This window comes from Ruegeria sp. AU67 (assembly GCF_900312795.1).
GTDB lineage: Bacteria > Pseudomonadota > Alphaproteobacteria > Rhodobacterales > Rhodobacteraceae > Ruegeria > Ruegeria atlantica.
The window spans coordinates 18,906-39,712 of record NZ_OMPH01000041.1 but is presented as its reverse complement, the minus strand read 5'-3'; the positions used below and the strand labels follow the sequence as shown (position 1 = coordinate 39,712).

20 protein-coding genes are annotated in these 20,807 nt (G+C 57.6%); 7 read left to right on the top strand and 13 right to left on the bottom strand.

Going from position 1 to position 20,807, the window contains the following annotated elements; translation table 11 throughout:
* Nucleotides 1-3: 3 nt before the first annotated feature.
* Complete coding sequence (locus tag DK510_RS21775) at nucleotides 4-618, top strand: hypothetical protein (protein ID WP_109313904.1); 615 nt, start codon at nucleotides 4-6, stop codon at nucleotides 616-618.
* An 84-nt stretch (nucleotides 619-702) separates the two neighbouring features.
* The gene (locus tag DK510_RS21770) at nucleotides 703-1,419 is read left to right on the top strand and encodes an alpha/beta fold hydrolase (RefSeq protein ID WP_109313903.1); all 717 of its coding nucleotides are present in this window, start codon (nucleotides 703-705) and stop codon (nucleotides 1,417-1,419) included.
* Here DK510_RS21770 and DK510_RS21765 read toward each other — a convergent pair.
* Together DK510_RS21765 and phaZ are read right to left on the bottom strand one after the other, a co-directional pair.
* Nucleotides 1,410-1,982 (bottom strand): DUF6151 family protein, encoded by a 573-nt coding sequence (locus DK510_RS21765; protein WP_370247442.1) that lies wholly within the window; start codon nucleotides 1,980-1,982, stop codon nucleotides 1,410-1,412. The genes DK510_RS21770 and DK510_RS21765 overlap by 10 nt on opposite strands.
* A 17-nt stretch (nucleotides 1,983-1,999) precedes the next feature.
* Complete coding sequence (gene phaZ / locus DK510_RS21760) at nucleotides 2,000-3,271, bottom strand: polyhydroxyalkanoate depolymerase (protein WP_109313901.1); 1,272 nt, start codon at nucleotides 3,269-3,271, stop codon at nucleotides 2,000-2,002.
* 110 nt (nucleotides 3,272-3,381) lie between these two features.
* Between phaZ and DK510_RS21755 the strand changes: the two genes are divergently transcribed.
* From DK510_RS21755 to DK510_RS21740, 4 genes are all read left to right on the top strand, one after another.
* Nucleotides 3,382-5,184, top strand: coding sequence for an alpha/beta hydrolase (locus tag DK510_RS21755; protein WP_109313900.1), 1,803 nt, complete (start codon nucleotides 3,382-3,384; stop codon nucleotides 5,182-5,184).
* 132 nt (nucleotides 5,185-5,316) lie between these two features.
* Complete coding sequence (locus tag DK510_RS21750; RefSeq protein WP_058274073.1) at nucleotides 5,317-5,763, top strand: phasin family protein; 447 nt, start codon at nucleotides 5,317-5,319, stop codon at nucleotides 5,761-5,763.
* Between the two features lie 135 nt (nucleotides 5,764-5,898).
* Nucleotides 5,899-6,453, top strand: coding sequence for a polyhydroxyalkanoate synthesis repressor PhaR (phaR, locus tag DK510_RS21745; protein ID WP_109313899.1), 555 nt, complete (start codon nucleotides 5,899-5,901; stop codon nucleotides 6,451-6,453).
* An 11-nt stretch (nucleotides 6,454-6,464) separates the two neighbouring features.
* The gene (locus tag DK510_RS21740) at nucleotides 6,465-7,223 is read left to right on the top strand and encodes a serine protease (protein WP_109313898.1); all 759 of its coding nucleotides are present in this window, start codon (nucleotides 6,465-6,467) and stop codon (nucleotides 7,221-7,223) included.
* A gap of 6 nt (nucleotides 7,224-7,229) precedes the next feature.
* On the opposite strand, the gene DK510_RS21735 is transcribed toward DK510_RS21740, so the two are convergent.
* The 7 genes from DK510_RS21735 to DK510_RS21705 form a co-directional block, all read right to left on the bottom strand.
* A complete protein-coding gene (locus tag DK510_RS21735; RefSeq protein WP_109313897.1) occupies nucleotides 7,230-8,444 on the bottom strand; it encodes a DegT/DnrJ/EryC1/StrS aminotransferase family protein in 1,215 nt (404 codons plus the stop codon).
* A 113-nt stretch (nucleotides 8,445-8,557) separates the two neighbouring features.
* Complete coding sequence (locus DK510_RS21730) at nucleotides 8,558-9,862, bottom strand: FAD-binding oxidoreductase (protein WP_109313896.1); 1,305 nt, start codon at nucleotides 9,860-9,862, stop codon at nucleotides 8,558-8,560.
* Between the two features lie 8 nt (nucleotides 9,863-9,870).
* On the bottom strand, nucleotides 9,871-11,229 hold the full coding sequence (locus DK510_RS21725) for a glutamine synthetase family protein (RefSeq protein ID WP_109313895.1): 1,359 nt from the start codon (nucleotides 11,227-11,229) through the stop codon (nucleotides 9,871-9,873).
* Entirely contained in the window at nucleotides 11,229-11,909 is a 681-nt protein-coding gene (locus tag DK510_RS21720) for a type 1 glutamine amidotransferase (protein ID WP_109313894.1), read from the bottom strand. Before DK510_RS21720 ends, DK510_RS21725 begins: the two co-directional genes overlap by 1 nt.
* Nucleotides 11,910-11,968: 59 nt before the next feature.
* On the bottom strand, nucleotides 11,969-13,288 hold the full coding sequence (locus DK510_RS21715) for a glutamine synthetase family protein (RefSeq protein WP_109313988.1): 1,320 nt from the start codon (nucleotides 13,286-13,288) through the stop codon (nucleotides 11,969-11,971).
* A gap of 130 nt (nucleotides 13,289-13,418) precedes the next feature.
* On the bottom strand, nucleotides 13,419-15,605 hold the full coding sequence (locus DK510_RS21710) for a xanthine dehydrogenase family protein molybdopterin-binding subunit (protein WP_109313893.1): 2,187 nt from the start codon (nucleotides 15,603-15,605) through the stop codon (nucleotides 13,419-13,421).
* A gap of 3 nt (nucleotides 15,606-15,608) precedes the next feature.
* On the bottom strand, nucleotides 15,609-16,073 hold the full coding sequence (locus DK510_RS21705; protein WP_109313892.1) for a (2Fe-2S)-binding protein: 465 nt from the start codon (nucleotides 16,071-16,073) through the stop codon (nucleotides 15,609-15,611).
* Nucleotides 16,074-16,214: 141 nt separating this feature from the next.
* On the opposite strand from DK510_RS21705, the gene DK510_RS21700 reads away from it, so the two are divergent.
* Nucleotides 16,215-16,817, top strand: coding sequence for a TetR/AcrR family transcriptional regulator (locus tag DK510_RS21700; RefSeq protein WP_058274090.1), 603 nt, complete (start codon nucleotides 16,215-16,217; stop codon nucleotides 16,815-16,817).
* A 53-nt stretch (nucleotides 16,818-16,870) separates the two neighbouring features.
* Here the strand turns inward: DK510_RS21700 and DK510_RS21695 are convergent, their stop codons facing one another.
* Genes DK510_RS21695 through DK510_RS21680 form a run of 4 tightly spaced genes read right to left on the bottom strand, consistent with a single transcriptional unit; the run spans nucleotide 16,871 to nucleotide 20,666 of the window.
* On the bottom strand, nucleotides 16,871-17,659 hold the full coding sequence (locus DK510_RS21695; RefSeq protein ID WP_200833270.1) for a heme ABC transporter ATP-binding protein: 789 nt from the start codon (nucleotides 17,657-17,659) through the stop codon (nucleotides 16,871-16,873).
* Nucleotides 17,660-17,662: 3 nt separating this feature from the next.
* Entirely contained in the window at nucleotides 17,663-18,739 is a 1,077-nt protein-coding gene (locus DK510_RS21690) for an iron ABC transporter permease (protein ID WP_234999198.1), read from the bottom strand.
* Nucleotides 18,736-19,611, bottom strand: coding sequence for a hemin ABC transporter substrate-binding protein (locus DK510_RS21685; RefSeq protein WP_109313890.1), 876 nt, complete (start codon nucleotides 19,609-19,611; stop codon nucleotides 18,736-18,738). Before DK510_RS21685 ends, DK510_RS21690 begins: the two co-directional genes overlap by 4 nt.
* Nucleotides 19,611-20,666 carry a hemin-degrading factor gene (locus tag DK510_RS21680; protein WP_109313889.1) on the bottom strand — a complete coding sequence of 352 codons (1,056 nt, stop codon included), beginning with the start codon at nucleotides 20,664-20,666 and terminating at the stop codon, nucleotides 19,611-19,613. Before DK510_RS21680 ends, DK510_RS21685 begins: the two co-directional genes overlap by 1 nt.
* Nucleotides 20,667-20,807: the final 141 nt, after the last annotated feature.

The window sequence follows — 20,807 nt, the reverse complement described above, 5'->3', positions numbered from 1 at the left end:
AGCATGTGGAGCCTTGAAAACCTTGGCCGCGTGCGCCTGTCCAAGCACTTTTTCATGCGGGATTTTCTTTATTCTGAGATCGGAAATTTCCATGAAAAACAGAACCTTCCCGACAACCCTGATTTTGCCATCGAAACCGGCGGCGCCTTTTGCCAGACGTTACTTGACCCGTTAGAGGAGACGTTCGGCCGCGTGGCGGTTCGATCTGGTTATCGGTCGCCGTCGTTGAATCAATATGGCAATGAAAACCGGCTGAACTGCGCCCGAAACGATAATCCACTGGAGTGCCATATCTGGGATTGGGGCACCGGCGTTGATCGGATTGCCGGGGCGTCGATTGTCATTCCGTGGTTCGCGGATCGTTACGCGGAAGGCCGGGATTGGCGCGATTTGGCGTGGTGGATGCACGATCATTTGGAATATTCCGAGATTTGGTTTTTCCCAAAACTCTGTGCTTTCAATCTGGTGTGGCGGCCAATTCCCCTAAGGCGTATCGACAGCTACATCGCCCCGCGCGGGTGCCTGTTGCGTGCGGGCGAAAATCCGGGCGAGGACCTGAAGGCTCGTCAAAAGCGCTATGCGGATTTTCCCACGTTTCGCGGTATTGCCTACCCGTGAAGTTTAACTTGCTCAGGCTGAAAAAACCTCTCATCCTGTTAAAAAACAAAGCCACTCAAGAAGCTGAGACGAAGGAGGCCGCGATTGATCGAGCCGCTGGTTCTATTGCCCGGATTGATGTGCGATTCTAGGGTATTCGCCCCTCAGATCGCGCACTTTTCCCGTCAGCGTGCGGTTGCGGTTGCGCCGGTTTCGCTGGGCGAGCGGATTGAAGAAATCGCCTCGGGCCTTTTGGATCAACTGCCACACCGCTTTGCGCTTTCGGGGTTTAGTATGGGTGGTGTGGTGGCTCTTGAACTTATTCGTCGCGCACCCGACCGGATTTCGCGCCTGTGCCTTATGGCCACCGATGCGCAGTCCGACACGCCGCAGATCGCGGCGACACGAGAAGAGTATATGGTTGGTGCCAAGGCCGGGCGGCTTGAAGAGGTTATGCGAAAGATCTTTGGGTCAGATACGTTGGCCCCTGGGCCAAGGCGCGTTCCCATTCTGAGTGACGTGACTGCCATGGCATTGGATCAGGGGGCAGATGTGTTCGAACGCCAGATGCGCGCTTTGCAGCGGCGTCCGGATCAGCAAGGTGCGCTGCGAATGATCAAGGTTCCCACGCTGGTCTTGTGTGGTGCGCATGACCTGCTGACACCAGTAAGAAAGCACGCCTTTATGGCAGATCTGATCCCAAATGCGGAACTAAATGTGGTTGAGGACGCGGGGCATTTGCCAACGCTCGAAGCGCCTCAGGTTGTCAATGAAGCACTTGAGAACTGGTTAAACATGCCTTCGCGAACCACTTATGGGTAAAAGGCTGCACGCTCGGATTTGCTGAGGATCACAGGCTCGACAACCGGGTCGAAGGTACTTGGGTCGAAGAAGGGTGTGTTCTTCCAACTGCCTGACATCCGCGATTTCGCGACGCGGGTCGCCAGCCCGTATACGGCCGACCCAATCTTTTCATGGGTTTGTTTGCCGTTACCTTTGGGTATGAATCCGCGCGTCGTGATCGGGCCCAGACCGCTTGGGTCGGGGATACGTTTGACGATAAAACCTGCAAATGGGAACTTCGGCGTTGTTGGTGTGGTCGCCAGTGGCGCATTGCAGCAACTGGCATACCAGCGCATCATCCCTTTGGGGCTCAGTTGCATCAGCGCGAGATGCTCGGCACCGCCGTCAAAAATGATCTCTTCCGGAAGCATCTGCAGGATTTCAACAGGACCGGGGGCAGGATCGGGTTGCCCAAAATACAACTGAGCCGCGCGGCAATCGTGACAGTAGCACACGACATGTGTGCCGTGTTTCACGCCTGCGGCGCTGATCCGTCCATGTAGGGAACCGCAAGAGCAGGAAAATGGGGTGTCTTTCGCCACTTTCCTGCTCATGATTTTTAAGCCACTTTGTTTTTGTTTGCGGCGCGACGCTTTGGTTTGCGCGTATTTGCATTCATGAAGTCAATCACAAGCGGCCGGATGTTATCCCGCCAGCTGCGGCCTGCAAAAATGCCATAGTGACCCGCGCCGGGTTCGACGTGGCTTGCCTTTTTTGCATCCGGCAAACCGGTGCAGAGTTCAAGCGCGGCAATACACTGGCCGGGTGCCGAGATATCGTCATTTGCGCCTTCAACCGTTTTTACCGCAACATCGGTGATTTTGCCGATATCGACCTTGTGACCTGCGACAACGAACTCATTGCGGGCGATCTCGCGGTCTTTGAACACGCGCTCGACCGTGGAAAGGTAAAACTCGGCGGGCATGTCCATGACCGCCAGGTATTCATCGTAAAAGCGGTTATGCGCATCGTGATCGGACGCTTCGCCTCGCATTACGCGCTGGATCTGATCGGTGAACGCTTTGGAGTGGCGATCCCCGTTCATCGACATGAAGGACGCCAATTGCAGCAAGCCTGGATATACCATGCGGCCGACGCCTTTGTATTTGAAGCCGACGCGCTGGATCATTGTTTCTTCCAGCTGTCCCATGGTCACACGACGTCCGAAATCGGTCACGTCGGTCGGGGTTGCATCAGGGTCAACCGGACCACCGATCAGGGTCAATGTGTTTGGCTGGGCCTTGGGCTCGACCTCGGCCAGATAAGCGGTTGCGGCAAGCGTCAGAGGGGCGGGCTGGCAAATGGCTACAACATGAGTGTCCGGGCCCAGCTCTTTCATAAAATCGACAAGATACAGCGTGTAGTCCTCGACATCGAACTTGCCTTCGGAAACGGGAATATCACGCGCATTATGCCAATCGGTTACGTAAACCTCACAATTGACCAGCAGACTTTTGACCGTGGAACGCAACAAAGTCGCGTAGTGGCCGGACATTGGCGCCACCAGCAGCACCTTGCGGGGTTGTTCTTCGCGTCCATTGACGCGAATATGGATCAGGTCGCCAAATGGGCGCTCCATTACGGGAACAATATCAACAAGGTGGTCTTTGCCATCCTCACACGTGAACGTTCGAATACCCCAGTCCGGCTTTGCGATCATGCGCTGAAACGTGCGCTCGGTCACTTCGCCCCATGCAGCCATCATGCTGAACGCAGGATTGGGTATCATGGAAAACAGTGGGTAAGACGCCATAGCACTGGCCGTTGCCCCCATCCATTGGTTCGTGTTGCGCATGGTTTCCATAAGGTCGTAGGTCATCATGTAGCGCATATAGGGGGCCTCCTGGCTGCCGGTGTGAGTGTCGGACCATTCGTCGCTTTGCTCCCCAAGCCCACGACGATTATTCTGCGTAGCAGCGAGGTTAAGGGGGAATTGTTAAAATGACAACAAGTGAACACCGGACGCCGGAGCTATCCCCGGAACACCTTGAGAGGCTTAAAGAAAATATGGACAAGGTGGAGGAGCTTTCGAAGCGACTTGTTGATGCGATGTCGGGAAAGAAGGGACATAACCCTGCTTTGGACGGTCCGAATCAAGAGCTTTATGCAAAGGCAGCATCGGCGTATTGGGCTGAAGCGATGCAAAATCCCGCGCGGCTTATGGAGCAGCAGATCGAGTTCTGGGGTCAGTCTGTTATGAACTTTGCCGAGGCGCAGCAGGCGCTGGTGGGCAGCGAGGCAGAAGAGGCCGCATCCGGACCCCGGGACAAGCGGTTTTCCAACCCTTTGTGGGAGACCAATCCGTATTTCAAATTCATCCGTCAGCAGTATCAGACAAATGCCGAAGCGATTTCGCAGGCGGTGGCCTCGGTCGAGGATCTGGAAGTGAAGGACAAGCAGCGGCTGGCGTTCTTCTCGCAGCAGATCATCGATATGATGTCGCCGACGAACTTTCTGGCGACCAATCCGGATGCGCTGGAAAAGGCGGTCGAGACGGAGGGCCAGTCACTGATCCAAGGTTTGGAAAACCTGGTGGCCGATCTCGAGGCCAATGACGGCGAGATGGTGGTTAAGCTGGCCGATGACAGCGCCTTTGAGGTGGGTGGCAATATCGCGACGACGCCCGGCGATGTGGTCTATCGCAACCGGTTGATGGAGCTGATCCAGTACAAGCCTGCGACCGAGACGGTGCACGAAACGCCGCTGGTGTTGTTCCCGCCGTGGATCAACAAGTTCTACATTCTGGATCTTAAGGCGCAGAACAGCTTGATCAAATGGGTGACCGAGCAAGGTTATACCCTGTTTGTGGTTAGCTGGGTGAACGCCGATGAATCCCATGCCGATATCGGCATGGAGGATTATATCCAGGACGGATTCCTGACCGCGATCGAAGAGGTCAAATCGATCTGCAAGGTCAAACAGGTCAACGCTGTCGGTTACTGCATCGCGGGCACCACGCTGAGCCTGACACTGTCGCTGCTCAAGCAGCGCGGCGACAAGTCGATCAAATCGGCCACGTTCTTCACGGCCCTAACCGATTTTGGCGATCAGGGTGAGTTCACGCCCTTCCTGCAGAACGACTTTGTGGACGGGATTGAGGATCAGATCTCGGAGGACGGTGTTCTAAAAGCGTGGATCATCGGGCGTACGATGTCGTTTCTGCGATCAAAGGATCTGATCTATGGGCCTGCGATCCGCAGCTATATGATGGGCGAGACACCGCCCGCGTTCGATTTGCTGTTCTGGAACGGGGATGGGGCCAATCTGCCCGGCCGCATGGCGGTCCAGTACCTGCGCGGCTTGTGCCAGCGCAATGACTTTGTCACCGACGGGTTCGAACTGCTGGGGCATAAGCTGCATGTGCACGACGTGGACGTGCCCCTGATGGCTATCACCTGTGAGACGGATCACATCGCGGCGTGGAAGGCGTGTTATCGCGGGGTGCAGCAGATGGGTTCGCGGTCGAAGACCTTCATCGTCTCGGAGTCGGGGCATATTGCGGGCATCGTGAACCCGCCCAGCAAAAAGAAATACGGTCACTATACCAACACCGACCTTAAGGCAGATCCGGAGACCTGGTTGAAAGAGGCCACGTATCACGAAGGCTCCTGGTGGCCCCGGTGGGAGGCCTGGCTGAAGAAGCGGTCGGGTAAACAGGTGCCCGCGCGTGCGACCGGCGATTCGGCCCATCCTGCCCTGGCTTCGGCGCCTGGGACCTATGTGCGAGTCAAGGCAAGTATTTGATTTCAATGCGCCTTGCAGAATTATGCCGCAGCGCAGCAATAAAAATCTTGCAATGCCGCATTGCAGCATCCATATTGTCCTCAAGCTGATGAAAACCGGGGTGGGCTCGGTTCGGCAAAAGGATTTAGGACAATGGCAAAGACGCAAGACTTCACCGCGACCCTGAAAGACGTTATGGGCGCGTTCCCCGTTGACACCACCGCTCTGGAAGGTGCTTTCAAATCGACCGCGACGCTGAACGAAAAGCTGTCGGGTGTTGCACTGGAAGCGGCTGAAAAGTCGGCGGAGATCTCGAACAAATGGACCAAGGACACCCTGGCCAAGCTGACCGAGATGTCGAAAGCCAAGGCAGAGCCTGCAGACTACGCCAAGGCAGCAACCGACTTCGCCAGCGCATCGGCTGAAGTTGCAGCTGAAAACATGGCAGCCTTCGCAGAGATCGCGAAAAAAGTTCAGTCCGAAACCGTTGAGTTGCTTATGGCAGCTGGCAAAGACGTAGCCGAAGACACAACCGCGGCTGTCAAAAAAGCCACCAACGACGTGACAGCAGCTGCCAAGAAAGCAACTGCCGCCAAGTAAGCAAACGCCGCGAGGCGCACCCACTCCTCCCAATCGGTGCTATCGCGCAGGGCAGGTCGAAAGACCTGCCCTTTCTTTTTGTGCTGCGCTCGCATAATCTCTGCTGCAATGCATCATCCTTGGGGAGGGTAAACGGTGTCGGAACAAGAAAAACCACTGTTGATCAAACGTTATGCCAGCCGTCGGCTGTATAACACCGAGACCAGTGACTACGTCACACTTGAAGATATCGCGTCATTTATTCGGGACGGGCGCGAAGTGCAGATCATTGACCTTAAATCTGGTGATGATCTGACGCGGCAATATCTGCTGCAAATTATTGCTGAACACGAAAGCCGCGGCGAAAATGTGCTGCCGGTCAATGTGCTGAACGATCTGGTGCGCAGCTACATGTTGCCGGGTGGCGGTGTGATGCCGCAATTCCTGCAAAGCTCATTCGAGATGCTGCGGGAAAACCAGAGCAAGATGATGGAAAACATGAGTGCGATGAATCCGATGTCTCAGATGCCGGGGTTTGATGCAATGCAGGCCCAGCAGCAAGCATTCCTGAAAGCTATGACTGGTGGTCTGTCCGGCGGATGGTCCGGCCCGAACAAAGACGATGACGCCAAATCCGAGCCCAAGGAAGATTTGGACGACATCAAAAAACAGTTGGCGGAACTGCAGCAAAAGCTGTCCAAGCTTAACTGACGCGGCCAAAGATGCGCTGGTTGATCCTGAGTATCACGATACTTTGGACGCAACCCGCGCTGGCGCAGGGCAATTTCTCAGGCCAGTGGTCCCAAATTTGTACATTGGGGACACGGGCCGAGGCCGGATGTGACGCGATTCGTGCACGCGAAATTCTTGCGGCCGATCAGCCACCGTGGCGCACGATTGGACGTGTTAATTTTGCCAGTCGGGATCAAAAGTCTCACTGCACCGGGGTTCTTGTTTCGGACAACCTTGTCCTGACCGCGGCGCATTGCCTGTACAACACACCGCGTCAGCGGTGGATTCCAGCCTCAAGCATCCGTTTTGCCGCCGGGTATCAGCGCGGAGAAGCTGCTGTGGTTTCAGGAGTGAAAGCGTATCGGGTTCATCCTGAACAGGGCGTTGAAGGCCGGTTTGATGACAGAGCAAACTTGGATTGGGCGGTTCTGGAACTCAGTGCACCGATTGGGCAGCAAGCCGGCTATCTGCCGCTGGGGGATGATAGCGCCACTAGCACGTTTGTTGCGGGGTATCCCGGTATCCGGCCCCATGTGCTGAGCAAAACAAAGACCTGCCAGCCGCGCCGCCATTCAAGCGGGGTTTTGCTGGCGACATGTCCTGTCATGATGGGGGATTCTGGTGCGCCCTTGTTGGTCGAGATGGACACTGGATTGCAGGTTGTCGGCATCCTATCCCGCGTGGCTGCAACCCCTAAGGGGATCACAGCACTGTTTCTGCCGGTCGATCTTTTTGACCTTGGACCCTAGTTTTCGTCAGGTTCCGTACACCGGAACCGGGCCTGTAACCTCGCCCACAGACGCCAGCAGGATATCCGAAATCACATCCAGCTCTTCGCGCGTCAGGCGCACAGGCAACCGGACATCGCAGGCCTTCATAAGCATTGCGCGAGTTTGCGGTAGCTCGAACTTTTCCGGCAGGAATTGCCAATTCCAGAATGCGCGGGCGTTGTCCTGGCTCAGACCAAAGACCTGAACTTTGACGCCACGCGCCTCAGTCGCCGCAGCGAAGGCGCGGATATCGTTGTCGTCGATGTCCACCAGGTTGAACTGTATGGAATCCGGTGCCCGGCGTTCGGGCTCCAGAGGGGAAGGGACGTCGATATGGGGCGATGTATTCAGCCGGTCTGCAACATAGTCGTGGTTGGACAGGCCATCACGCACACGACGCGCAAGTTCCGGGATTTGTGGCCGGATCACAGCAGCACTAAGATTGCTCATCCGCAAATTATAGAGCGGCAATTGGTTCTGCCAGCGGGCGAACGCCTGCTCCAACTCGGGCGAGTTGTCGCTTTGCGGCCCTTTGTGTTTCTTCCAGTTATGTTCGTACGCGCCCGACATGATCACGGCTTGCGCCACCAGATCTGCATCATCGGTGATCAGAATACCGCCTTCGCCCGCGTTGATCATCTTGTACGATTGAAACGAGAAACAGCCGATCTTGCCGATCGTGCCGATATTGCGCCCGTGCCACGTTGTGCCCAGCGAGTGTGCCGCGTCCTCGATCACAGGGATGTCGCGTGCGTCACACAGCGCCATGATCGCATCCATGTCCGAGGTGTGGCCGCGCATATGGCTGATGATCACGGCCTGAGCGTCGTCAAGTTTGGCTTCGAAATCCGCCATGTCGATGCGATAATTCTCACCCACTTCGCACAGCACCGGAATGCAGTCCGCATGCACGACCGAGGACGGAACGGCGGCAAAAGTAAAGCCCGGGATCAACACCCGCGCGTCTCGCGGCAGACCGAGCGCCTTGAGCGAAAGGAACAGGGCAGCCGAGCAGGACGAAACGGCCAGCGCGTATTTACTGCCCAGCAACTTGGCAAATTCGGCCTCAAGCAAGGCAACCGGCGCATCCTGCGGCGCGGTATAGCGAAACAGATCGCCTGACTGCATCAGGGCGTCGATGGCTTCTTTTGCTGCTGGGGGGATTGGTTCGGCGGCATGAACGTTTGGCGGAAGCGTCATATTTGATTTTCCCAAATTCTATCTTTGGGAAAGATAAAGCTAAATATTATGCAATCCAAGCCTTCATTCGCCCCTAAGGCGAAATTTCACCGATCTGTCAAAATTTCTAAATGTTAGAAACCGAACCGGTCCCGCAGACCGAACCATGTCATCGCAAGCACCAGCAGCGGGCTGCGCAGGGCAGGGCCTCCTGGAAAGGGCAGGGCGGGGACACGGGCCATTGTGTCAAACCCTTCGGCTTGCCCCTGGATGGCCAGCGCCATCAGTTGACCCGCATGCGTGGCCGTGCCGACCCCGTGCCCGGAATAGCCCGAGGCGGACAGAACATTCGGCGCGGTTCGCACCAGATACGGCATCCGGCGCATGGTGATCGCCAACGTACCGCCCCATGCATAATCGATTTTAACATCTTGCAAATGCGGGAAAATTTCGGTCATAGGCTTTCGCACCGTCGCGGCAATGTCGTTGGGGAAACGGTAGCCATAGCTTTCGCCACCGCCAAACAGCAACCGCCCATCGGCGCTGAGGCGGAAATAGTTCACGACGAACTTGGTGTCAGCAACGGCGACGTCGCGGGTCAGAACACGGGCAGATTCCGCGCCCAACGGTTCGGTCGCAGCGATGAAATTGTTGATAGGCATGACCTTTGCGGCCACTTTGCGGTTCAGACCACCGAGGTATCCGTTGCAGGCCAGAATAACGTGGTCGGCCGTTACCGTGCCCTGTGAGGTTCGCACCACCGCCGGTGCGGTTTCTTCGACGCCCAAAACCTCGGTGCCTTCAAAGATACGCACGCCTGCGTTTGCCGCAGCTTGAGCCAGACCCAGCGCAAAATTCAAAGGGTGCAGATGCGCAGCACCCATATCCAGATATCCCCCACGATACGTGGGCGACGGGCAAAGCGCTTGGCCTGCGCCTTCGTTCAGAACCTCTATCTGATCATAGCCGTAGCGATCTGACAGGTGGGCAGCGTGGTCATGAAGCTCTTGCTGCTCACCGCTGCTGAGCCCCAGAACGGCCACGCCGGGTTTCAGATCACAGTCGATCTGGTGTTTCGCAATCAGGGATTTGACCAGATCTTTTGCGTTTTCGGCCAGGTCCCACAGCTTGGCGGCATCATCATCGCCGACCAGACGTTCAAGGTCTTCCTGATCCATCCGCTGCGCACTGCCCAGCTGACCGCCATTGCGGCCTGATGCCCCAAAGCCAACGCGGTGCGCCTCAAGCAGAACAACATCGAACCCTGCTTCGGCCAGATGCAATGCGGCGGACAGGCCGGTATACCCGCCGCCGACAATGCAAACATCGGCCTTCACATCGCTGGACAGCGCGGGGAAGCGATCCACCGGATTGGCCGTCTCAGCGTACCAGCTGGCCGGGTACTCGGCCTTGCGGTCATTGGAATAAAGCAGGTTCATCGGGTGCCTCAGACATTCATCAGCAGATGCTCGCGCTCCCAAGGAGAGATGACCTGCAGGAATTCCTCGTATTCGGCCCGTTTGACGATGCCATAGACGCGGGCGAACTCAGGGCCCAGAACTTCGTGCAAGGCGGTGGCCTCATCAAACAGGTCCAAAGCGTTGCCCATAACATGCGGGATATCACCTTCGCCTTCATAGGCGTCACCATAGAATTGGCGGCGCGGGCGCTCTTGCTGGGTCAGGCCCAGATAACCACAGGCCAGAGACAACGCGATGCCCAGATAGGGGTTGCAATCCATGCCGGCGATCCGGTTTTCCACGCGGCGTGCCTCGGGGCCGGACAGGGGTACGCGAATGCCGGTGGTGCGATTGTCACGCGCCCATTCCAGATTGATCGGCGCAGCGTGGTCTTTCACATAACGGCGGTAGGAATTCACGTACGGGGCCATCACGGCCAGGCCAGCTGGCAGGTGGTTCTGCAACCCGGCAATGAAGTTGTAGAACGCGTCCGTTTCACCGCCTTGAGGACCGGAAAAGATGTTCTGGCCTGTTTCCATGTCGATAATCGAGTGGTGGATGTGCATGGCCGAGCCCGGCTCATCCTCGATCGGTTTCGCCATGAAGGTAGCAAAGCAGTTGTGGCGCAGCGCGGCCTCGCGGATCAGACGTTTGAAGTAGAACACTTCGTCAGCCAGCTTGACCGGGTCGCCATGGCGCAGGTTAATCTCTAGCTGACCCGCGCCGCCTTCCTGCGTGATGCCGTCAATTTCGAACCCTTGATGTTCAGCAAAATCATAGATGTCGTCGATCACAGGTCCGAACTCGTCCACCGCGGTCATCGAATAGGCCTGCCGCGCGGCTGCCGGACGACCCGAACGGCCCATCATCGGTTTGATGCCCTGTGCCGGGTCGACATTGGGGGCGACCAGAAAGAACTCCATTTCCGGTGCTACGACCGGTTTCCATCCCTTGTCGTGATACAGTTGCACGACGCGTTTCAGAACATTTCGCGGGCTGAAAGGGATCGGGTTGTCGTCCCGATCGTAGGCGTCGTGAATAACCTGCAATGTCCAGTCACCCGTCCACGGCGCGGCAGATACGGTCGAGAAATCAGGTTTCAGGATCATGTCCCGTTCGATGAACCCGTCCTCACCGGCTGCTTCGCCCCAATCGCCGGTGATGGTTTGATAAAAGATGCTGTCGGGCAGGTGGAAATAAGTCTGCCGCGCGAACTTGCTGGCAGGTACGGCCTTGCCGCGCGCAATGCCCGGCAGGTCCGAGATGATGCATTCGACCTCATCCAGCCGGTGGCCGGAGATATAGGTTCTTGCTGCTTCTGGCAGCTGCTCTGTCCAGTCGGCCATCAGGCCCTCTCTTTCTTCAGAAATTCTGCCATGTGCCGTCCGATGGTCGCGTTGTCGTCGGGGCCGGGCAGCCGGTTAGCGGCAGCTTCCATCAACGGGTCGGGAACAACACCCTTGCCGCGTGTTTCCATCAGACCCTGGATAAAGGCATCGCCATATTCCGGGTGGGCCTGCACGGTCCAGATGTTGTCGCCATAACTTACCATCGCATTGTGGCAAAAGTCGTTGGAGCCCGTCACACGTGCACCTTCGGGCAGCTCAACCACCTGATCCTGATGCCAGGCATTCAGGGTGACGGATTGGCCTTCCAAGTCATATTCGGTGCGCCCCACGGCCCAGCCACCGGTAAACTTTTCTACTTTGCCGCCAAGCGCCTGCGCGATGATCTGGTGGCCAAAGCACACACCGATCAGCGGGCGACCGCTGCGTTGAATGGCGCGGATCAGATCTTCGAGCGGTGGTATCCACGCATGCTCCTCATACGCGCCATGGCGCGAGCCGGTGATGATCCAGCCATCAGCCTGAAACGCGTCCTTGGGGAATTGGCCGTCTACAACGGCGAAGGTTTCGTAGGTAAAACCATTGCCGTCCAGCAGCGCGGCAAACATCGCGTCATATTCGCTGAATTTGTCCTGCAGTTCATCAGGTGGATGGCCGGTCAGTAGGATGCCGATTTTCATGGGTCACCAAATTTGATCAAATCTATTCTAGCCCAGCGGATGCGAGCGGGCAAGAGGGCTCATACGGCTTCGACATAACTCAGCCAATGGTTTTCGGATGGGCGTTCGGCGAACCGCCTGATTTCCTGTCGCTTGGTCATGGCGAAATAGCGGATCAGGTCGGCCGGAAAGATGCGCGCGACATTGGGGTCTGTTTCGAATGCTGCAATGGCTTGGGTCCAGTCGGCAGCCAATTGCGGCAGCCCGTCGATCTCATAGGCATTGCCCGAAATCGGGGCAGGCGGTTCCGACTGATCTTCGATGCCGTTCATGGCGCCCCCCAGAACAGCGGCCAACATCAGATAGGGGTTGATGTCCCCACCGGCGACGCGGTGTTCGATCCGCCGCGCAGCCGGAGCGCCACCGGGAATACGCACGGCGGCAGTGCGGTTTTCATAGGCCCAGCACGCACCGGTTGGGGCGTGCGCGCCCGGGACCAGACGCGTGTATGAATTCCCGTGCGGTGCAAAGACAAGCGTACATCCGGGCATCGCGGCCAGGCATCCCGCCACGGCACAGCGAAGAAAATCGGTGCCATCGGGTCCACCGTTGTCAAACACGTTGCGGCCCTGTTGATCCACGACCGAGAAATGGACATGCATCCCGTTACCAGCGTCATCGGCGTAGGGTTTCGCCATGAAGGTTGCGGTGAACCCGTGTTTACGGGCAAGGCCACGCGCCAAGGCCTTGAAAAGCCATGTATCATCGGCACAGCGCATGGCGTTTTGGTGATTCAGGTTGATTTCGAACTGGCCAATACCGCTTTCCGAGATGGCAGTTTGCGCGGGAATACCCATCGCAGCGCACCCGTCATAAAGGTCGGTGAAGAACGCATCGAAGGCATCCATTTCTGCCATCGACAGGACTGCTTCATCCTCCAGCCGTCGCCGGGTCACAGGATTGACCGGCGGTTGCGGATGCGCGCCTGAGGCGTCTAGCAAGGTGAACTCCAGCTCTGTCGCCGCAATGACCGACCAACCGCGTTGTGCATAGCGATCAAGAACAGAGGCAAGTGCATGCCTTGGGTCGCCAGCAAACGGGTTGCCTTCGTCGTCATGCAGGCACATGGGGACAAGTGCGGTTTCCGTTTCCAGCCAAGGCACAGGCACCGGGCCGCGATCAGTCGGAAGCAGGACGCCATCTGCGTCACCGGATTCGAATACCAGCGGGCTGCCGTCGATATCCGCGCCCCACAGGTCGACATTCAACGCTGAAAACGGCATGCGCAGCGTGCCTTTGTCCAGCTTGTCGGCGTAAGAGGGCGGCACACGCTTGCCTCGCATTTGACCATTCAGGTCACATGCGGCAACGCGAAAACTGTGCAGGGCGCTCAGATCCATCACTGACTCCATTACTCTGGCTACCCGAGGTGTAATAGAGGAGTGACCTGTTGTCACGAAATTTGATCAAATTTTCTTTGACTGAGAAAAACCCCGCGCTCGTCCAGTGGGACAGGCGCGGGGTTGGCCGTCAGACGAAGCTGACGCCGTTTTCCACCATCGGCAGAGTGGTGACTTTCACGCCGGAAAGCGCCCGGATCGCATTAGCCAGCGCGGGGGCCGAAGGCGGTGTGCCGGGTTCTCCAACACCAGTGGGGGCTTCGGCGGAAGGCACGATATGAACGTCAATCTCGGCAATATCGCCGATGCGCAGCGGTTCATAATCAGGGAAGTTGTACTGGTCCACCGCGCCTTGGGTCAGCGTGATCTGATCACGCATGACGTGGCCGATACCATATCCGATACCGCCTTCCATCTGTGCGCGCACCACGTCGGGGTTCACGGCAATCCCGCAATCCACGGCGCATGTGACCTTCTCGATCTTGATGCCGTTTTCCGGATCACCGGACACCTCAACAACCTGTGCGGCATAAGACCCAAAGGACTTATGCACCGCGATACCTTGTGCGCGACCCGCAGGAGCATTGCCCCAACCGGCCTTCTCAACAGCCAGCTTCAGAACTTCTGCCTTGCGTTGCTGATCCGCATTATTGGTGTCCGCCAGATGGGACAGACGGAATTCTACCGGGTCACGACCCGCAGCCTCGGCCACGGTATCCATCATTGTCTCCATGACATACCCGGTGTGCGTGTGCCCCACCGAGCGCCACCAAAGAACCGTTGTTGCCTTGGGGGTGTCGGTTAAACCCAAGGCCATTCCGGGGATGTCATACGGGCTGTCGGCAATGCCCTCGACAGAGCTGTGGTCGACCCCGTCATGTACCGCAACAGCCTCAAACGGTGTGCCCTTGATGACCGACTGACCGGCGACCTGATGCTGCCAGCCGACGATTTTGCCATCGGCATCCAGGCCAACGCGAACCCTGTGTCCGAAGGCAGGGCGGTAGTAACCGCTGCGGATATCATCTTCGCGGGTCCACACCAGTTTGACCGGGCGCGAGCGGTCGGTGACCACAAAGGCCAGCGCAGCCTCAACCTGATAATCCGCATCTGGCGTCGCCCGCCGCCCAAAGGATCCGCCGGCCAGCATTGTCTTGATGTGAATCTTTTCTGGCGGCAGTTGGAAGATCTGCTGATAGGCCATATGCGGGCCGGTCGGCATTTGTGCACCATCGTGCAGGACAATGTCACCTTCGGCAGTTTGCTCAATGGTGCAGTTCAGAGGTTCCATCGGCGCGTGGGCCAGCAGCGGGAAATAGAAAGTCTTTTCAACGATCGAGTCCGCGCCATCAATGGCCGCCGACACCGCTGCGACATCCGCCTTGTTCACGTTATACGTCGCTTTGGCGTCCAGAGCGGCCATGATTTCGGCCTTGATCTGGTCCGAGTCGCGGGTCTCAGATCCGGACATGTCCCAGTCGACCTCAAGCGCGTCGCGCGCCTGAATGGCGGCCCAGGTGTTTTCGGCATAGACAGAGACACCAGCCTGATTGGGCAGGATGGCGGCACTGATATAGCCTTTGACCTCTTTTGACGCGCTGTCGTCAAAGCCGCTTGCGATGCCACCCTTCGATTCGGGCCGTTTGATCATGGCGACCATCTGGTTCGGCAGATAGACGTCCATCGCGTACATTGCCTGACCGTTGCCTTTGATTGCCGAATCCTTGCGGCGCACCGTCTCGTTGCCGATCAGACGGAACTCTGACGGGTCTTTTAGGCGCGGCTCGGTCGGGGCCTCCAGTTGAGAGGCCGCGGCCACGAATTCAGCGATTGGGACCGATTTGTCGCCTGCCTTGACGATACCTTCCTCAATGGTGATGCCGGATGCGTCCAGGCCCCAGCTTTGCGCGGCGGCATTGATCAGCATCTCACGCGCCGCCGCACCTGCCTGACGGTATTGCATCCACGAATTCGCCATTGCGGTTGATCCGCCAGTGCCCTGGAAGGGACCGAACAGCAGGTTGTTATAGACTTGCGGGTTGGATGGCGCGAATTCGTATTCGATCTGGTCCATGGTCAGGCCGATTTCCTCGGCGATCAGCGTCGGCAGACCGGTTGCTGGACCTTGGCCCTTTTCAAAGTGTTTTACGATGGCTGTTACAGTGCCATCTGCATCGATCTTCACGAACGGGTTGAATTGAGCGGTCTCTGACGAAGCAGCCGCCAGCGCCCCATCAGGGCGTGCGCCAACCAGCAGGACGGCACCGGCAGCAGCGGCACCTTTCAGAAATCTACGGCGGGAGGTGTTGATGGTCATGGATCAGGCCTCCAAAATTTCAGATGCGCGCTGGATGCCGGCGCGAATGCGTTGATAGGTGGCGCAACGGCAGGCGTTGCCATGCATGTAATCGTCAATCTCTTCGACGCTGGGTTTGGGGTTTTCGGACAATAGTCCAACCGCCGACATCACCTGACCCGACTGGCAATAGCCGCACTGGACCACGTCCAGTTCGACCCAGGCTTGCTGAACAGCCGCGCCGATTTTGTCGTCTCCAACCGCCTCGATTGTGGTGATCTCGGCATCTTCGACATCTTCGATATAAGTCTGGCACGAGCGCACAGGCTCGCCGTTCAGATGCACGGTGCACGCGCCACAGGATGCGACGCCGCAGCCGAATTTTGTTCCGGTCAGCTTAAGTTCATCCCGGATCACCCAGAGCAGGGGCGTGCCGGGTTCGGCGTCGACCGTGTGGGTCTCGCCGTTCAGTTTCAAAGTCAATGCCATGAGGGCGGCTCTCCGTGTTGGGCTGGTTACCTGAGTCGGTAAACTGGCGGGTTTACACTAGGCCAGAAACCCGCGCGTGTAAACTGGTGAGTTTACGTAGTGTTTGACCTTGATCTGTCAATGGGTCTATAGCTTTAAAATATGAACGAATGCACAGCGCCGAATGCGTCCAAACATGCCCAGATCATCGAAGCGGCGGTAGCGGAATTCCAAGAAAAGGGGTTCGCCGCCGCCAGCATGGACCGTATTTCAGCGCAGGCCGAGGTGTCCAAGCGCACGCTTTACAAGTACTTTGAAAGCAAGGAAAACTTGTTTAGATCCATCGTGTTGGAATTGTCTAACCGGTTCGCGGCCGTTCGGGATATCCGCTATGAAAAAGGGCGCGACATTCGTAAGCAGCTAACCGATCTGGCCTGGGCCGAGGGGCGCATTCTGATGCTGCCCGAAGTGATGGCGATGGCACGGATGGTGATCAGCGAAACTCTGCGCAACCCTGATCTTGCTGCCGCTGCGCAAGGCAAACTGGACAAAACAGCGATCTTTATCGAGATGCTGAGGGATGCAGCCGAAGACGGGCAGTTACGGATCGAAAACCCCGAACAGGCGGGACAGGAATTCATCGGCCTGATCAAGTCCAGAGCTTTCTGGCCGATGGTTTTCTCTGGCAACGTTCTGACCGAAGTCGAAATGACCGCGACTATAGACAGCAGCGTCGAGATGATACTGAGTCGTTACGGCGTTTAGTTTCGGTGCGTGATTAGGGCAGGCGGAAATACTGCTCGCCCTGAGTGTGCCCTTTAAGCCGTTAAGGTCTGTCGCATGGCCTGCGGCAGGATGAACGGAACCTGAGCTTTAGGCAGGGTGCTGATAGGCAGGTCGATACCATAGACCTGCAGCATCGTCTGGTCGTTCAGGATCGCAGTTGGTGTGCCCGATCCCCAAACAGATCCTTCCGACATGACATACACATAATCGGCAAACAGCGCCGTCAGGTTCAAGTCGTGCATCACCACAACAACGCCGCCGCCTTGTGTGGCGAAGTTTCTTGCAACACCCAACACAGTGATCTGATGTGCGATGTCCAGGCTTGCAACGGGTTCGTCCAGCAACAACCATCTGGGCTGATCGTGGTATGTCGCGTCCCAGACTTGGGTCAGAACGCGGGCAAGCTGAACTCGTTGTTGCTCACCCCCCGAAAGGTTCTGGTAAGACCGGTGCTCAAACCCAGCGAGGTCGACATGAGCAAGCGCGCGGGAAGGCAGGCTGTCATCCGCTGCAGCTAGCCCGTTTGCAAAGCCCAGTCGGACGATCTCGAGCACAGTGAAGGGAAAGGCAACGGTTGACGATTGCGGTAGAACCCCGCGCATTGCAGCCAGTTGCCAAGGCTTCAGCTCGGAAATGCTGTGCCCGTTCAGAGAAATCTCTCCATAAGATTCAAGTTCACCTGATAAGGCTTTGAGTAACGTAGATTTTCCCGAGCCATTCGGGCCGATGATGGCTGTGACTTTTCCGGGTTCTGCGTCAAAGTCCACGCCGTGCAGAATCTCTTTACGGCCGAGTTTGACGTGTATGTTTTCGCCCTTCATCACTTACATTCCCATTGTTCCGTGACGCCGCAGCAGAATCCACAGGAAGACCGGTGCGCCTAAGATTGCAGTTACGATGCCAATCGGCAGTTCGGCCGGTGCCACGATCAGGCGACTGATCATGTCGGCACACAGCAGTAAGCTAGCCCCTAACAGGGCCGAGTTCCTCAACAGGCGGTGGTGGTCCGGTCCGGTCGCCAACCGCAGCAGATGCGGCACAACGATACCGATGAAACCAATGCCGCCGGATACGGCAACGGCGGCTCCGGTCGCGCCGGCCACGGCCAGAATGGCGATGTTCTTGCTGCGCTGAACGGGGATTCCCATGTGGTGCGCCACGGCTTCGCCCATCGCCATGCCGTTCAGCGCACGGACAAGGAACTGGGCCGTGAACACGGAAATCAAGATGATCGGAGCGGCCGTGGCTGCTTTGGTCCATGTTGCGCCGGCCAGCGAGCCCATGCCCCAGAACGTCAGGTCGCGCAGCTGTTGGTCATCGGCCATGTAGACCAGAACCCCGGACACAGCGCCCGACAGCGCACCCAACGCGATCCCTGCCAACAGCATGGTTGCAACCGATGTCTGCCCGCCTCGTGTTGAAACGCGATAGAGCAGCAAGACGGACGTCCACCCGCCCAGAAATGCCGCCACGGCGACCAAGCTATTACCGACCCAGGCCAGAATGGAGGCGGGCAGGTACGCACCGAGGATGATCGTGGAAATCGCGCCCAGACCGGCTCCTGCGCTGACGCCCACAATTCCGGGGTCAGCCAAAGGGTTGCGAAACAGGCCCTGCATCACCACGCCGGAAACCGCCAAAGCGGCGCCGACAAGAACTCCCATCGCCAGCCGGGGCAGTCGGATATCCCACAGGACGATCCGGTCGAGGTCCGAAATGTCCCGCCCTGCAATCAGGTCTGCGAATGCTGCGCGAACGGATGCGTCCGACGCGCCGACCGAGATGCTGCAGATGCTGGTGATGATCAACAGCGCCATAAGAGCCAGAGTGGCCCGGCGCGCCGTCACTCGGCGGTCGTGGGCAGCCACGCTGAGCCCATCGTGATCCATTGCAAGGGTCATGAGCCGTTTATTCTCTGCAATTCCGCCGACAGATCAGCAATCGCCTCGGCCGTTCGGGGGCCAAAGCCCAACAGATAGGCCCCCTGCATGCGGATCAGACGTTTTCTCTGTCCAGCGGGCGTCAGCTTGATGGCTGGCATGGCAAACAGGTCTTCATTGGCGGTGATGTGGTTGCCTTGTCGATCCATCATCAGGATCACGTCTGGCGCGGTTGTGGCAATCGCTTCGGGTGTCATGGGTTTGAAACCCGATACGTTGCCAGCTGCGTTCACGCCGCCAGCCAGACGAATGATACTGTCCGCCTGCGTGTCCGCGCCGCCAACCATGATGCGATTATCCTGAGCCGACAGGACAAACAGAACCCGGGGTGTGCCGCCCACCGAAGCATCAACTGCATTCGAATGGGCCCCGTCAATCTTGGCACCGGTCTGATTGGCAAGTTCCTCGGCGGCCTCTTCGACACCCAGGGCGGCCCCGACAGCCCGGATTTTTTCCACCACGCCGTCGCGTGAATAGTCTTCACTGATCGAGACGAAGGGCACACCGGCCTCTCTGAGAACCTCGACAGCCTCCGGTGGTCCGGACCCTTCTAAAGCCACGATCAGGTCGGGTTTCACCGACAAGACCCCTTCGGGGGACAGCGCACGTATATAGCCGACATCGGGCAGGTCCAGCACATCAACCGGGTAGGTCGAGGTCCGGTCCCGCCCAACAAGGCGGTCCTGCTGACCCAGGGCATAGACGATCTCTGTCACGGAACTGCCGATGGCGATGATGCGGTTGGGTTCTGGCTCATCTGCTGCGATGGCCGCTGTTCCGATCACCGCGCCGGCAAGCGCGACGACCGATGAAAACCTGCAAAGGGGGCTCATCACGCCACCTCGGTTTCTTTTTTGGATTGCAGGCCTGCCACCAGTTGGTTCCAGGCCGGGCGGTGATCGTTTTCGCCTGAACGGCGACCAAATATCTGCAGAATAAGACCACCTTCGGCATCGAACGCCTCAACTGAAACGGCGGGACCGCGTTGCGTGGGTTTGTTCACGGCCCAAACCTCGGCAATATGGTCTGAGCGCAGGTGCAAATTGAACCGCGGATCAAGCACGTTGAACCACGGACCCATCTGTCTAAGCGTCTCAACCGACCCACCGTGAATTTCGATGCACCCCCGGTTGCCGACGAAGACCATGACCTCAAGCCCTTGGTCCCGGACCTGTTCGAACATCTGGGAAACCGTTGCCGGTTCCAGCGCGCGAACCAGCGGTTCACCAGCAACGCGGTAGGCGCCCAATCGGTTCATCTTCAGCTTTGAGGTCAGGCGCAGGAACTGGTGTGTACCCGTCATCTTGGCCCATTCGGATCGCAGAAGTTCGACCTTGTCGGTGTTCACTTTGGCGGCCTCGGTTGGCTTTCGCGGCTCGACACTCAGCGTCGGGGATTGGTCATCTGCCTTCAATTTGCTAACAAGCTCGCCCCAGTGGTTCAGGTCAGATCCATCGCGCAGAAAGATCTTGTGCACCGCATCCCCGGCGGCATCAAAAACCTGAAGGGATCGCTTTGTCCCTTTTTCCGTTTCACGTTCGATGGCAAAGGCGTGGACCCATTGGCCGGGGAACATGCGCAGGTCAATCTCTTCGGTCAGAACCATCGAAGCATGCGCACCGGAGTGGTAGTTGTCGTATTGCCCGACCTTTTCAATGACGCAAGAGAGGTTGCGCGTCAGCGCCATGACCTCACCCAGCCCGTTGAGCATCGGGAAGATATCATCAAGGCTTGCCGAAAGCCGCGTTACGTCGATACCCGCAAACGCCGCAACGAGTTGACCTTCGGTTATTCCAAGTGATTCCGCCAAATCGCGGTCACGTTTTCCGGTGTTTTTAGCATAGGCTGCACGAATTTGATCCGGGGCCAGAAGCACCTGTTCCGTCATGGGTTTTTCCATCTTCGATTGTCATGGGTGTCGGGCTGGCACGGCCACCGGTGAACGCGGTGTACTGCTGGCGGCGGTCGTAAGCACGACCAGGAATTTATGTTGACTGTTTTAGTCAACTTTATTAACGAGCACAAGTCG

What these genes read in the sequence shown, in the direction of transcription:
- DK510_RS21740 (WP_109313898.1), top strand. Translation starts at nt 6,465, where the DNA reads ATGCGCTGGTTGATCCTGAGTATCACGATACTTTGGACGCAACCCGCG.
- DK510_RS21720 (WP_109313894.1), bottom strand. Translation starts at nt 11,909, where the DNA reads ATGAAAATCGGCATCCTACTGACCGGCCATCCACCTGATGAACTGCAG.
- DK510_RS21710 (WP_109313893.1), bottom strand. Translation starts at nt 15,605, where the DNA reads ATGACCATCAACACCTCCCGCCGTAGATTTCTGAAAGGTGCCGCTGCT.
- DK510_RS21725 (WP_109313895.1), bottom strand. Translation starts at nt 11,229, where the DNA reads ATGGCCGACTGGACAGAGCAGCTGCCAGAAGCAGCAAGAACCTATATC.
- DK510_RS21685 (WP_109313890.1), bottom strand. Translation starts at nt 19,611, where the DNA reads ATGAGCCCCCTTTGCAGGTTTTCATCGGTCGTCGCGCTTGCCGGCGCG.
- DK510_RS21705 (WP_109313892.1), bottom strand. Translation starts at nt 16,073, where the DNA reads ATGGCATTGACTTTGAAACTGAACGGCGAGACCCACACGGTCGACGCC.
- DK510_RS21755 (WP_109313900.1), top strand. Translation starts at nt 3,382, where the DNA reads ATGACAACAAGTGAACACCGGACGCCGGAGCTATCCCCGGAACACCTT.
- DK510_RS21750 (WP_058274073.1), top strand. Translation starts at nt 5,317, where the DNA reads ATGGCAAAGACGCAAGACTTCACCGCGACCCTGAAAGACGTTATGGGC.
- DK510_RS21700 (WP_058274090.1), top strand. Translation starts at nt 16,215, where the DNA reads ATGAACGAATGCACAGCGCCGAATGCGTCCAAACATGCCCAGATCATC.
- DK510_RS21695 (WP_200833270.1), bottom strand. Translation starts at nt 17,659, where the DNA reads ATGAAGGGCGAAAACATACACGTCAAACTCGGCCGTAAAGAGATTCTG.
- DK510_RS21690 (WP_234999198.1), bottom strand. Translation starts at nt 18,739, where the DNA reads ATGACCCTTGCAATGGATCACGATGGGCTCAGCGTGGCTGCCCACGAC.
- DK510_RS21730 (WP_109313896.1), bottom strand. Translation starts at nt 9,862, where the DNA reads ATGAACCTGCTTTATTCCAATGACCGCAAGGCCGAGTACCCGGCCAGC.
- DK510_RS21735 (WP_109313897.1), bottom strand. Translation starts at nt 8,444, where the DNA reads ATGACGCTTCCGCCAAACGTTCATGCCGCCGAACCAATCCCCCCAGCA.
- DK510_RS21775 (WP_109313904.1), top strand. Translation starts at nt 4, where the DNA reads ATGTGGAGCCTTGAAAACCTTGGCCGCGTGCGCCTGTCCAAGCACTTT.
- DK510_RS21715 (WP_109313988.1), bottom strand. Translation starts at nt 13,288, where the DNA reads ATGGATCTGAGCGCCCTGCACAGTTTTCGCGTTGCCGCATGTGACCTG.
- DK510_RS21680 (WP_109313889.1), bottom strand. Translation starts at nt 20,666, where the DNA reads ATGACGGAACAGGTGCTTCTGGCCCCGGATCAAATTCGTGCAGCCTAT.
- phaZ (WP_109313901.1), bottom strand. Translation starts at nt 3,271, where the DNA reads ATGCGCTACATGATGACCTACGACCTTATGGAAACCATGCGCAACACG.